Annotated in this window: 8 protein-coding genes; all 8 read left to right on the top strand. The window is 58.8% G+C overall.

From position 1 onward, the window contains the following. Nucleotides 1–49 precede the first annotated feature (49 nt). Complete coding sequence (gene rplA, locus HMPREF2860_RS06510) at nucleotides 50–754, top strand: 50S ribosomal protein L1 (protein ID WP_016422044.1); 705 nt, start codon at nucleotides 50–52, stop codon at nucleotides 752–754. A gap of 254 nt (nucleotides 755–1,008) precedes the next feature. Next, a complete protein-coding gene (locus HMPREF2860_RS06505) occupies nucleotides 1,009–1,641 on the top strand; it encodes a hypothetical protein (protein WP_038627615.1) in 633 nt (210 codons plus the stop codon). 387 nt (nucleotides 1,642–2,028) lie between these two features. Then, on the top strand, nucleotides 2,029–2,541 hold the full coding sequence (gene rplJ, locus HMPREF2860_RS06500; RefSeq protein ID WP_038627617.1) for a 50S ribosomal protein L10: 513 nt from the start codon (nucleotides 2,029–2,031) through the stop codon (nucleotides 2,539–2,541). A gap of 124 nt (nucleotides 2,542–2,665) precedes the next feature. Next, nucleotides 2,666–3,049, top strand: coding sequence for a 50S ribosomal protein L7/L12 (gene rplL / locus HMPREF2860_RS06495; protein WP_038627619.1), 384 nt, complete (start codon nucleotides 2,666–2,668; stop codon nucleotides 3,047–3,049). Nucleotides 3,050–3,272: 223 nt separating this feature from the next. Continuing rightward, on the top strand, nucleotides 3,273–4,238 hold the full coding sequence (locus tag HMPREF2860_RS06490) for a cell envelope lipid trafficking protein PgfA (RefSeq protein ID WP_049180771.1): 966 nt from the start codon (nucleotides 3,273–3,275) through the stop codon (nucleotides 4,236–4,238). Nucleotides 4,239–4,672: 434 nt separating this feature from the next. Further along, nucleotides 4,673–8,161, top strand: a complete 3,489-nt coding sequence (locus HMPREF2860_RS06485) for a DNA-directed RNA polymerase subunit beta (RefSeq protein WP_038627624.1) — start codon at nucleotides 4,673–4,675, stop codon at nucleotides 8,159–8,161. 148 nt (nucleotides 8,162–8,309) lie between these two features. Beyond that, nucleotides 8,310–12,281 (top strand): DNA-directed RNA polymerase subunit beta', encoded by a 3,972-nt coding sequence (locus HMPREF2860_RS06480; RefSeq protein WP_005509745.1) that lies wholly within the window; start codon nucleotides 8,310–8,312, stop codon nucleotides 12,279–12,281. A 316-nt stretch (nucleotides 12,282–12,597) separates the two neighbouring features. After that, a complete protein-coding gene (locus tag HMPREF2860_RS06475) occupies nucleotides 12,598–13,323 on the top strand; it encodes a type 1 glutamine amidotransferase (RefSeq protein ID WP_049180772.1) in 726 nt (241 codons plus the stop codon). Nucleotides 13,324–13,397 lie beyond the last annotated feature (74 nt).

Genomic DNA, 13,397 nt, shown 5'->3' with positions numbered 1-13,397 from the left:
GCTAAACACCACAATCCAACCATTTCACTTAATTGAGATTGGACTTTTCATGAGCAAGAACTCTAAGGCATACCGCGCCGCCGCCGAGAAGATCGACGCCGGCCGCATCTACTCTCCACTCGAGGCCGCTAACCTGGCCAAGGAGACCTCCTCCAAGAACTACGACGCCACGATTGACGTTGCTATCCGCCTGGGCGTTGACCCGCGCAAGGCTGACCAGCTGGTTCGCGGCACTGTCTCCCTGCCGAACGGCACCGGTAAGACCGTTCGAGTCGTCGTTTTCGCCGCTGGCGAGAACGCCACCAAGGCTGAAGAGGCCGGCGCTGACTTCGTCGGTTCCGAGGAACTGATCGAAAAGATTCAGGGTGGCTGGACCGACTTCGATGCTGCAATCGCGACCCCGGACCAGATGGCCAAGGTTGGTCGCGTGGCTCGTATCCTCGGCCCGCGTGGTCTGATGCCGAACCCGAAGACCGGCACCGTTACCCCGGATGTCGCTAAGGCTGTCACCGAGATTAAGGGCGGTAAGATTTCCTTCCGCGTTGATAAGGCTGCAAACCTGCAGGCTGTTATCGGTAAGGCTTCCTTCGACGCCGAGAAGCTGGCCGAGAACTACGGTGCGCTTATCGACGAGCTGATGCGTCTCAAGCCATCCGCTGCTAAGGGTAAGTACCTGAAGAAGATCACCGTCTCCGCCACCAATGGCCCGGGCATCCCGGTTGACACCAGCGTGATCAAGGACTACACCGCCTAAATCAGCATCAGCCGGTAGGCGAGTGTGCTCTTCGCAAGTCGCTCGAGGGTGACTCAGAGCCAAGCTCTTTAAAACCGCCGCCACGCGCACTTTCTCCCGGTGTGTGAGGCGGCGGTTTTGCATTCTCATAAGGGATACCGATAGCGCGGTGGGGGTTTGGGCGCGGTAGACGTCGTAAAGCGAATTGCTAATCCAAAGAACTAATCGAGCCGAAATGGACTCACAGCCAAAGTTTGTTGCTTAAAATCGCGACTATGACGTTGATTTTGGAACCCGAAGAAGGGCTGGAGGCGCTTGGCGAGATTAATCGCCTGGCGCAGCTCGACGACGGTTCCGGAATTATTGAACCGCAGCTCATCTCGTACCTCGACTCGTTGGGCGACGACGCCTATGACATGCCTTGCCTGCGCATCGCGGGGCAGACGCTGCTGGGCGAGGTACTGACGGGGCTAGGGGAGGACGAGCGCGTAGCTGAGGTGCTTCGCCGCAATATCCAGGATTCTGTGGTGCTTGCGGGGATGAGCGAGGAGGAAGCTCTGCAAGCTCGGGCGGCGCAGGTCGTGGTCGTGCGGTTGCTGCGCATCATTGCGCGGATGGAGGCCGTGGAGCTTCGCAACGCCGTGGCGCAGCAGTGCCTGGCATCGCAGATCCCGCCGGTCGTGCGTGTGGCATTGACACTCACCGTGGATATTCTCGATGCCGCCAGGTTGGACGCGCATCCCGACGACATGGTGCGCGTAGTACTCGACTATGCAGACCAAGTGCTCTGGCTTGCCGACGATGACCTGAATGCGTACTTTGCCGAGCTCGAGATGATTGTGCAGCAACGTGAGAAGGACCTGGAGTTCGGCCGCTTTGGAGAGCCTGGTGCGGCGCGCTTTGGATAGGCGATTTGATTAATTGCCTGGGTCTGGTATAGAGTTTCTTCACGAAGTTTGACCGGCTTCCAATCGGCACCAACATTAAGTTGGGACGATGGAGGTTGGTACTCAAGTTTCACCGAAGACCGTCGGTCATTCGCTTTGAAAGAAGCGGATTGAAGGTTTCATTGTAGGAATACAGTGAGCGGCCCACGCAGGAGGACTTGGAAGCGCTTGCGCAGTTTGGCTTCACCTGCTGGCCCTGGGGTCGGCGGAGTTGAAGTGGAACATGCCAAAAGAATTGTGCGCCCCATCCTTGTGCGAGGATTGGGGCGTTTGTTGTATTTGCGCAAAAGAATCCTTCACTTGGCCGAGCGGAAAATTGCAAAGACCAGGAAGGAGGCGAGAGTACACATGGCAGCAAATACTGAGAAGATTGCAGCTGTTGCAGCGCTGAAGCAGGACGTCGAAGAGTCCAACGCTATCGTGCTGACTGAGTACCGCGGCCTGTCCGTTGCGGAAATCACGGAACTGCGTCGCGCCCTCGGTGCTGATGTTAAGTACTCCGTCGCCAAGAACACCATGATCAAGATCGCTGCCGACGAGGCAGGGATTGAGGGTCTTGATGAGCACCTGAACGGCCCGACTGCAGTCGCCTTCATCAAGGGCGAGGCTGTGGATGCGGCTAAGGCGATTAAGAAGTTCGCCGGTGACAACAAGAACCTCGTGATCAAGGGCGGCTACATGGACGGTGCTGCAATCGATGCAGCACAGTTCGAGGCTCTTGCGGATATGGATAACCGTGAGACCACGCTGGCAAAGCTGGCTGGTGCCTTCAACGGCGTTCTGGCGAACGTCGCTGGCCTGCTCGATGCTCCGACCTCCTCGGTTGCCCGCCTTGCAGCGGCACTCGAGGAAAAGAAGTAATCCCGAGCGGCTCGCGAACTACGCGAACTAAATCACGCGAAAAACTTTTAAATATCACTTTGACGGCTTCGACCCCAGGGATCTCTGAGGGGAGCGGCCGCACCACACTCATAGGAGAATATCCATGGCTAAGTACACCACTGAGGAACTGCTCGAGGCTTTCAAGGAAATGACCCTCGTTGAGCTCACCGAGTTCAAGAAGGCTTTCGAGGAAGAGTTCGACGTCACCGCTGCTGCTCCGGTCGCAGTTGCTGCTGCAGGCGCTGCTGGCGGCGAGGCTGCTGCTGAGGAGAAGGACGAGTTCGACGTCGTCCTCGAGGACGCTGGCGCTAAGAAGATCGGCGTTATTAAGGCTGTCCGCGAGATCGTCTCCGGCCTGGGCCTGAAGGAGGCTAAGGAGATGGTTGAGTCCGCTCCGAAGGCTATCCTGGAGGGTGCTTCTAAGGACGACGCTGAGGCTGCTAAGGCTAAGCTGGAAGAGGCTGGCGCAAAGGTCTCCCTCAAGTAATTCAGTTACTTGCTTCGGCCCCGGTAGTGGCCTAAAGCTGCCAATTCTGACCGCCAATTCTGGGCTTCTTGCCCGGGGTTGGCGGTTCTTTTGTTTCTGGGGCCTTTGCTAACCCACCTGACCCGGGCAAAACCTCACTAATCTCACCCGTCACAGAAAGTTGGGGCAAAAACCAGCCCACTCATTGTCTTGATTGCCCTTATTGGCCTGTAAAGTATCTAACATGCTCTCACGGCCGAGAATTTTGTCTATCCTTCTATTGGGTCTAGGCACTGCACTGCTTGCTGCTGGCATCTTGCTGCCCAAAGTGCTCAATGTTGATCCCAAAATGCCGCTTAACCTGCCGCCGGTGTCGTACACCCTGCGGGCGGAAGACGGTGTATCCACCAGGATTAACGAAGAAGGCAAGCGCGAAGAAGTGCACTCGCCGCTGCAGAGACAGCTCCACGGCGTACTCATCGAACCTGCCGATGCGGACAAGGTTTCGCTCCGTGTCGGTGTGACTGAAATGCGTGAGCTTCCCCCGGAGGTCATGGGCACCGACCCGCTGACCGAGCTTATCGAGGCCAATATCTGGACAGTGACCATCGACCGACTCACCGGCGAGGCGCTGGCTCCTGCGACGCTTGTCGACCGCATGGCGGGCGTTCCGCGGTCTGTGGCTTTCGAGGGGAACTGGGTGAAGCTCCCGGCTGACACGGAGGAAAAGGAATATCTGATCTTTGATGATTTCCTCCACGATTCCCTGCCAGCAAAGTTTGTCGGGGAAGAGGAACGCGGCGGCAACCGCGTTCTGCATTTCCGTCAGGATATTGAGAAGACGAATCTCGCCCAGAAGTACCGTTCTTACGTCTCTCAGCTAACTCAGGATGACAAATCCGGGTTCCTCCAGTACCAGGGCACCCGTGATTTTTGGGTTGAGCCGAAGTCTGGCTCGGTCATCGATATGGCCGAGGACATCCACCTTTGGTGGGAGACTCGCGATGGCGAGCCGATCATGGACTACCTGCGCTTCAACGGAAAGATGGACGAAGGCCTTTCCAATCAGCTTCTCTTCGGCGCAATACAGAATTTCCAGCGCCCGGCTCTAGAGCCGTGGTCAATCGGTCTCATTACGTCCGGTTCGATTCTGGTATTCATCGCAATCGTGGGCATCGTGCGTCCTTCGACCCGTCGTAAAGCAGAGTAACGCTTTACGACGGCCATAGCGCCCAGGCCTCATCGTTATATCGGTAACGGGTGAATGCGACACGCCCGATTTGTCAAGTTGTACTAGACAACTGTCAGTTTTTGATATAGGCTAAATCGTTGCGCTGGAATTAGTGTATCTGTCGCCAGCTCTTTTATAGTTTGCGCTCGGGGCTCGGGGCTATTATGTAGCACCGTTTTTCGTGCATCTAGCTGTTAAAGGAGTTGCTGCGGCGCCGCCGTTAGGGCTCGGGGGCTCGCCTTTTAAAGGCTGGTCTTGGAGGCCAAGTGGCGGGGGAATCACTTTCGTGTGTGACCAAAGGTTAGACGCAAAGTATCCCGGTGCGCAACAGAAATAATTCCTGCAACTTGAATCGCGTATAAACCAAGCGGGCGGAGCGCACCACCGGTTGCCGGTGTGCTCCACCGCGTGAGGTGCTGGAAGGACGCATCTTGGCAGTCTCCCGCCAGACCAAGGCAGTAACCGGTATTCCCGGAGCTTCGAAGAGGTACTCGTTTGCAAAGATTCAGGAGCCGATTGCGGTTCCTGGTCTGCTCGACCTGCAGCGTGAGTCTTTCGCATGGCTCATTGGCACGCCTGAGTGGCGCGCTCGTCGCCAGGAGGAGCTCGGAGAAGACGCTCGGGTTACCAGCGGTCTCGAAGATATTCTAGAAGAGCTCTCTCCGATCGAGGACTACTCCCAGAAGATGTCCCTGACGCTGTCGGACCCATGGTTCGACTCCGTCAAGAACACCGTGGATGAGTCCAAGGATAAGGACATCAACTACTCGGCTCCCCTCTACGTCACCGCGGAGTTCACCAACCGCGAGACCGGTGAGATCAAGAGCCAGACTGTCTTCATCGGTGACTTCCCGATGATGACGGACAAGGGTACGTTCATCGTCAACGGAACTGAGCGTGTCGTTGTTTCTCAGCTGGTGCGCTCTCCGGGCGTCTACTTCGATGAGACCATCGACAAGTCCACCGAGCGCCCGCTGCACTCGGTGAAGATTATTCCGTCGCGCGGTGCGTGGCTGGAGTTCGACGTCGACAAGCGGGACACCGTCGGCGTTCGTATTGACCGTAAGCGTCGCCAGCCGGTCACGGTTCTGCTGAAGGCTTTCGGCTGGACCACTGAGGAAATCAAGGAGCGCTTCGGCTTCTCTGAGATCATGATGGCCACCCTGGAGAAGGACGGTGTTGCAAACACCGACGAGGCTCTGCTGGAGATTTACCGCAAGCAGCGCCCGGGTGAGCCGCCGACGCGCGAGTCCGCGCTGGCTCTGCTGGAGAACAACTTCTTCAAGCCGAAGCGCTACGACCTGGCCAAGGTCGGTCGCTACAAGGTCAACCGCAAGCTGGGCCTGGGTACTGAGGTCTCTGGCGAGATGGTCCTGACCGAACAGGATATCGCTACCACCATTGAATACCTCGTGCGCCTGCACGACGGCGAGAATGTTATGACCTCGCCGGAAGGGGTCGAGATCCCGGTTGAGACCGACGATATCGACCACTTCGGTAACCGTCGTCTGCGTACCGTAGGCGAGCTGATTCAGAACCAGGTTCGCGTGGGCCTGTCCCGCATGGAACGCGTGGTTCGTGAGCGCATGACCACTCAGGACGTGGAGTCGATCCAGCCGACCACTCTGATTAACGTGCGCCCGGTCTCCGCGGCTATCCGTGAGTTCTTCGGTACTTCCCAGCTGTCCCAGTTCATGGACCAGAACAACTCGCTGTCGGGTCTGACCCACAAGCGTCGTCTGTCCGCACTGGGTCCGGGTGGTCTGACCCGTGACCGTGCTGGTCTCGAGGTTCGAGACGTTCACCCGTCCCACTACGGCCGCATGTGTCCAATTGAGACCCCAGAGGGTCCGAACATTGGCCTGATTGGTTCGCTGTCCTGCTACGCACGCGTGAACCCGTTCGGTTTCATTGAGACTCCGTACCGTCGCGTCCGCGATGGTGTCATCACCGATGAGGTCGACTACCTCACCGCTGATGAGGAAGACCGCTACGTCGTTGCGCAGGCCAACACTCCGATCGACGAGAACGGCCACTTCGTTCAGGAGACCCTGTCTGTTCGTAAGAAGGGCGGTGACGTCGAGTCCGTCCGCGCTGATGAGGTCGACTACCTCGATGTTTCCCCGCGTCAGATGGTCTCCGTGGCTACTGCCATGATTCCGTTCCTCGAGCACGACGACGCTAACCGTGCCCTGATGGGTGCGAACATGCAGCGTCAGGCTGTGCCGCTACTGCGTTCGGAGGCTCCGTTCGTCGGTACCGGTATGGAGCAGCGTGCTGCTTACGACGCGGGCGATGTCATTGTCGCTTCGGCCGCCGGTGTGGTCGAGACCGTGTCGGCAGACTTCATCACCATCATGGACGATGAAGGCCAGCGCCACACCTACCTGCTGCGCAAGTTCGAGCGCACCAACCAGGGCACCTGCTACAACCAGAAGCCACTGGTTGACGAGGGCCAGCGTGTTGAGGCCGGCCAGGTCATCGCTGACGGTCCGGGTACCGACAACGGTGAGATGGCACTTGGTAAGAACCTGCTCGTGGCATTCATGCCGTGGGAAGGTCACAACTACGAGGACGCCATCATCCTGAACCAGCGCATGGTTGAGGAGGACATCCTGACCTCGATTCACATCGAGGAGCACGAGATCGACGCCCGCGACACCAAGCTGGGTCCGGAGGAAATCACCCGTGACATCCCGAACGCGTCCGAGGAGATGCTGAAGGATCTGGATGAACGCGGCATCGTCCGCATCGGTGCCGACGTTCGCGACGGTGACATCCTGGTCGCTAAGACCACGCCGAAGGGTGAGACTGAGCTGACTCCGGAGGAGCGCCTGCTGCGCGCTATCTTCGGCGAGAAGTCCCGCGAGGTCCGTGACACTTCCATGCGTGTTCCGCACGGTGAGTCCGGCAAGGTCATCGGCGTCCGTGTCTTCTCCCGTGAAGACGATGACGACCTGGCACCGGGTGTCAACGAGATGGTCCGCGTGTACGTTGCGCAGAAGCGCAAGATCCAGGACGGCGACAAGATGGCAGGTCGCCACGGTAACAAGGGCGTTATCGGCAAGATCCTGCCGCAGGAGGACATGCCGTTCCTGCCGGACGGCACCCCGGTCGACATCATTCTGAACACCCACGGTGTTCCGCGTCGTATGAACATCGGCCAGGTCCTCGAGGTTCACCTCGGCTGGCTGGCGAAGGCCGGCTGGAGCATTGAGGGCGACCCGGATTGGGCTAAGCGTCTTCCGGCCGACCTGCACGACGTTCCGTCCGACTCCCTGGTTGCAACCCCAGTGTTCGACGGTGCTGAGAACGAGGAGCTCGCTGGTCTGCTCGCGTCGTCCCGCCCGAACCGTGACGGCGAGGTGCTGGTCAACGCTGACGGTAAGGCCACGCTGTTCGACGGCCGCTCTGGCGAAAAGTTCCCGTTCCCGGTTTCGGTGGGCTACATGTACATGCTGAAGCTGCACCACCTGGTCGACGAGAAGATTCACGCTCGTTCCACCGGTCCGTACTCCATGATTACCCAGCAGCCGCTGGGTGGTAAGGCTCAGTTCGGTGGTCAGCGCTTCGGTGAGATGGAGGTGTGGGCAATGCAGGCATACGGCGCTGCCTACACCCTGCAGGAGCTGCTCACCATCAAGTCCGATGACGTGGTTGGCCGCGTCAAGGTCTACGAGGCAATCGTGAAGGGCGACAACATTCCGGATCCGGGTATTCCGGAGTCGTTCAAGGTGCTTCTGAAGGAACTGCAGTCGCTCTGCCTGAACGTTGAGGTCCTTTCGGCCGACGGCGTTCCGGTTGAGTTGGGCTCCTCCGACGATGAGGAACTCGACCACGCGACCGCTTCCCTCGGCATTAACCTGTCCCGCGATGAGCGTTCCGACGCTGACTCCGCATAGTTTCTCGCTTAACGACGAAACATTGCGTGAGTATCAGGGTCGGGAAGCCCTAACTCGCGAATAACCCAACACAGACGACAACGTACAAAAACCTCCGCAGAGAATTTGGTTTCCGCATTACTTCGATGCGGAGGGAAAGGGAAAACAGGTGCTCGACGTCAACAACTTTGACGAGCTCCGGATTGGGCTCGCTACCGCCGACGACATCCGCCGCTGGTCTCGCGGTGAGGTCAAGAAGCCCGAGACGATTAACTACCGTACGCTGAAGCCGGAAAAGGATGGCCTTTTCTGTGAGCGTATCTTCGGCCCGACCCGTGACTGGGAGTGTGCTTGTGGTAAGTACAAGCGCGTTCGCTTCAAGGGCATCATCTGTGAACGCTGTGGCGTTGAGGTGACCAAGTCGAAGGTTCGCCGTGAGCGCATGGGCCACATTGAGCTGGCCGCTCCGGTCACTCACATCTGGTACTTCAAGGGTGTGCCGTCCCGCCTCGGCTACCTGCTCGACCTGGCTCCGAAGGATCTGGAAAAGATCATCTACTTCGCTGCCAACATCATCACCTCCGTGGATGAAGAGGCTCGCCACAACGACCAGGAAACCCTCGAAGCAGACATGCTCGTGGACAAGAAGCTGGTTGAGGACGATCGTGACCAGGAGCTGGCCGAGCGTGCCCAGACCCTGGAAGAGGATCTGGCTGAACTCGAGGCAGCGGGTGCCAAGGCTGATGCCCGTAAGAAGGTTCAGTCCGCAGCCGAGCGCGAGATGCGCCACATCCGTGAGCGCGCCCAGCGCGAGCTGGATCGTCTCGACGAGATTTGGAACACCTTCATCAAGCTCGAGCCGAAGCAGATGATTATCGACGAGGGTATTTACACCGAACTCGTCGACCGCTACGAGGATTACTTCACCGGTGGTATGGGTGCTGAGGCTATTCAGACCCTGATCCGCAACTTCGACCTGGCCAAGGAGGCCGAGGAGCTGCGCGAGATTATTCGCGACGGCAAGGGACAGAAGAAGATGCGCGCCCTCAAGCGCCTGAAGGTTGTCACTGCATTCCTGCAGTCCGGCAACGACCCGGCCGCTATGGTGCTCGACTGCATTCCGGTGATTCCGCCGGAGCTGCGCCCGATGGTGCAGCTCGACGGTGGCCGCTTTGCGACCTCGGACTTGAACGACCTCTACCGTCGTGTCATCAACCGAAACAACCGCCTGAAGCGCATGATTGACCTGGGCGCTCCGGAAATCATCGTCAACAACGAGAAGCGCATGCTTCAGGAATCCGTTGACGCACTGTTTGACAACGGACGTCGTGGCCGCCCGGTCACTGGTCCGGGTAACCGCCCGCTGAAGTCCCTGAGCGACCTGCTCAAGGGCAAGCAGGGTCGTTTCCGTCAGAACCTGCTGGGTAAGCGTGTTGACTACTCCGGCCGTTCGGTTATTATCGTCGGCCCGCAGCTGAAGCTGCACCAGTGTGGTCTGCCGAAGCTGATGGCTCTTGAGCTGTTCAAGCCGTTCGTTATGAAGGAGCTCGTGGCCAAGAGCTACGCGCAGAACATCAAGAGCGCGAAGCGCATGGTTGAGCGTCAGCGCCCAGAGGTGTGGGACGTCCTCGAAGATGTCATTACCGGACACCCGGTCCTGCTGAACCGTGCACCTACGCTGCACCGCCTGGGTATTCAGGCGTTCGAGCCGGTCCTGGTTGAGGGTAAGGCAATTCAGCTGCACCCACTGGCATGTGAGGCTTTCAACGCCGACTTCGACGGTGACCAGATGGCAGTTCACCTGCCGCTGTCCGCTGAAGCACAGGCCGAGGCTCGCGTCCTGATGCTGTCCTCGAACAACATTCTGTCGCCGGCTTCCGGTAAGCCGCTGGCTATGCCGCGTCTGGATATGGTCACTGGCCTGTACTTCCTGACACTGGAGAAGCCGGAGCTGCCGGGTGGCCACCAGGATGCCACCGAGGACGCACCGGAGCAGGGTATTTACACCAGCCCGGCCGAGGCCATCATGGCTTACGACCGCGGTGCAATTGGCCTGCAGAGCCCAATTAAGGTTCGCATCAGCCACCTGCGTCCGCCGGCCGAGATTGAGTCCGAGCAGTTTCCAGATGGTTGGAACAAGGGCGATACCTGGCTGGCTTCCACCACGCTGGGCCGCGTTATGTTCAACGACCTGCTGCCGTGGAACTACCCATACGTCGAAGGCGTTATGGCTAAGAAGCCGCAGGCTGCGATCATCAACGACTTGGCTGCCAAGTACCCGATGATTACGGTCGCTCAGACCGTCGACAAGCTCAAGGATGCTGGTTTCTACTGGGCTACCCGTTCTGGTGTCACCATTGCTATGTCTGACGTGCTGGTTCTCCCGAACAAGCGTGAGATCCTGAACGGCTACGAAGAGAAGGCCGCCACGGTGGAGAAGAAGTTCCGCCGCGGTAAGCTCTCGGCCGCTGAGCGTCACGAGTCGCTGGTTAACCTGTGGAAGGCTGCGACGGCTGAGGTCGGTGAAAAGGTCGAGGCTCTGTACCCGGATGACAACCCGATTCCGATGATCGTGAAGTCGGGTGCTGCCGGTAACATGGGCCAGATTCACTCGCTGGCCGGCATGAAGGGCATGGTTACGAACCCGCGTGGTGAATACATCACCCGCCCGATTAAGACCTCCTTCCGCGAAGGCCTGTCGGTTCTCGAGTACTTCAACAACTCGCACGGTTCCCGTAAGGGTCTGGCCGATACCGCGCTTCGTACCGCTGACTCGGGTTACCTGACCCGTCGTCTGGTCGACGTTGCACAGGACGTCATCGTTCGCGAAGAGGACTGTGGCACCCACGACGGTGTCGTTGTCGAGATTGGCGAGGATGTTCTGGACGCAACCGGCAACCCGACCGGCGAGATCCGTCGTGCGAAGTACGTCGAGACCGCCGCGATTGCTCGCGTACTGGCAGCAGATGTCACCGACGCTGAGGGCAATGTCCTTATCGAGGCTGACACCGACCTGAACGACGACCACATCACCCTGGCTCTCAGCCACGGTGTCAAGGAAGTCAAGGTCCGCTCGGTTCTGACCTGTTCCACCGCAACCGGTGTCTGTGCCAAGTGCTACGGTCGTTCGATGGCAACCGGCAAGCTGGTCGACATCGGAGAGGCTGTCGGTATTGTCGCTGCGCAGTCCATTGGTGAGCCGGGTACCCAGCTGACCATGCGTACGTTCCACCAGGGTGGTGTCGGTGGCGACATTACCGGTGGTCTGCCGCGTGTCCAGGAGCTGTTCGAGGCCCGAGTGCCGAAGAACAAGGCTCCACTGGTTCGCGAAAACGGTCGCGTGCGCCTGGAGGAGGACGAGCACTTCTACACGCTCACCCTCATCCCGGATGCCAACAGCGAGGACGAGGTCGTCTACGACAAGCTGTCCAAGCGTCAGGGTCTGGCTGAAATCACCGTCGATGGCCGTCGTCGCGCCATCCGCGATGGTGACCATGTGGTTAAGGGGCAGCAGCTGCTCAAGGGCGCTGCCGATCCGCACGAGGTCCTCGAGGTCCTGGGGCGCCGCGGTGTCCAGCGTCACCTCATTGAGGAAGTCCAGTCGGTCTACCGTGACCAGGGTGTGGCCATTCACGACAAGCACATCGAGGTTATTGTCAGCCAGATGCTGCGCCGCGTGATTGTGTCCAAGCCGGGTGACTCCGACCTGCTGCCAGGCGCATTGGTCGAGCGCTCCACGGTCATGGCTAAGAACCGCGAGATTGTTGCCTCCGGCGGCAGCGTCATCGAGGGCCGTCGCGTGCTGATGGGTATTACCAAGGCATCGCTGGCCACCGAGTCCTGGCTGTCCGCGGCCTCCTTCCAGGAGACGACGCGCGTGCTTACCGACGCCGCTATCAACAAGCGCTCGGATAAGCTCATCGGCCTGAAGGAGAACGTGATCATCGGTAAGCTAATCCCGGCTGGTACGGGTATCTCGCGCTACCGCAACATCACTGTTGAGCCGACTGAGGAAGCTGCCCGCCAGGCAGCCGCACCATTTGCCTCCTTCGGTGAGGGCTTCTACGGTGCCGAGGACACCTACGGCATCGACCAGGTTGGTTCCGCAGTTCCGCTGGATGACATCGGAACCTTCGAGTAAAAATCAATAGCTTTGCGGCCGCGGCTGGGGGTGGCAATCCTTTGAGATCCCCCAGTTCACCGCTGAGCAGAGCCACGCTCCTAACAGGGCTTACTGGTTAGCAATACGCGGTTAACCGAGCCCGACATTAGGCGGCAACCCAAAAATTCCCCCGACACCACAGTTGGTCAGTTGTTTTTAAACAGCTAGCCAAAAGGTGTTGGGGGATTTTTTGCTATTTACTTAAGTAATTTGCTATTGAAATGCGTAATTTGTGGCTACAATAAACAGTACGTTCGTACGGTAGACATAGCAGCGCGCATGAGAGGTGCCCGCCATGACTGAAATCACCATCATCCAACCCGATCCGACAGTCCCCATCGGCCGAATCGCACCATGGCTCGAAGAAATCGGAGCAACGTACACCACCGTCCGCCTATGTCGCGAACCAGTTCCGGCAATCACTGACTGCGGCGAGGGCATTATCATTCTGGGCGGCGCAATGGACGCCCTCAATGAAGAAAAGGCACCGTGGCTGCCCGCACTACGCACACTGCTTGACGACGCTCTTACCACCCACATTCCCGTTATCGGTATCTGCCTCGGACACCAAATCATTGCCAATTGCTTTGGCGGTACGGTGACAGTGGCAGCACCTGGTCAAGGTCAAGAAGGCGCAGCGGAGGTCACGTTGACCTCGGAAGGTGCGTGCGATCCACTTCTCGGTGCGCTACCTACAACCTTCGAGGTGGCAGAGTCCCACTTTGACGCAGTCGATGTACTCCCACCGCAGGCGACGTTACTGGCCACTGGTGAGCCATGCCCCGTCCAAGCCTTCCGGCTTGGCAGCATCGTCGGTGTGCAGTTCCACCCAGAGGCCACCCCAGAGTTAGTGGAGGAATGGTCAAAGACCAATGGCACGGATTCGGAGGCGATTGTGGCCAAGCTCCGAGCCGTCGATAAGCAGGTGGAAGCCAATGGGCGTGCGTTGATTGCGGCATTCGTCGAGCAGGTGGGTGCCAATCAGCCCAAGCGTGCCTGCAGTGTTGATGCGGGTGTCTAAGCAGGCTGCCTGATTAGACACAGCACGCACCCCGGGGCCGCGGTGGGGGCGGGAAAGCAGATGACTACCGCGGC

This window comes from Corynebacterium sp. HMSC064E10, from assembly GCF_001812505.1.
GTDB classification, from domain to species: Bacteria; Actinomycetota; Actinomycetes; order Mycobacteriales; family Mycobacteriaceae; genus Corynebacterium; species Corynebacterium amycolatum.
The sequence above is the reverse complement of the archived record's forward strand: the minus strand, read 5'-3'. Positions and strand labels throughout refer to the sequence as shown.

Coding starts and splice junctions, on each gene's coding strand:
- rplA (WP_016422044.1), top strand. CDS start 50: ATGAGCAAGAACTCTAAGGCATACCGCGCCGCCGCCGAGAAGATCGAC.
- HMPREF2860_RS06505 (WP_038627615.1), top strand. CDS start 1,009: ATGACGTTGATTTTGGAACCCGAAGAAGGGCTGGAGGCGCTTGGCGAG.
- rplJ (WP_038627617.1), top strand. CDS start 2,029: ATGGCAGCAAATACTGAGAAGATTGCAGCTGTTGCAGCGCTGAAGCAG.
- rplL (WP_038627619.1), top strand. CDS start 2,666: ATGGCTAAGTACACCACTGAGGAACTGCTCGAGGCTTTCAAGGAAATG.
- HMPREF2860_RS06490 (WP_049180771.1), top strand. CDS start 3,273: ATGCTCTCACGGCCGAGAATTTTGTCTATCCTTCTATTGGGTCTAGGC.
- HMPREF2860_RS06475 (WP_049180772.1), top strand. CDS start 12,598: ATGACTGAAATCACCATCATCCAACCCGATCCGACAGTCCCCATCGGC.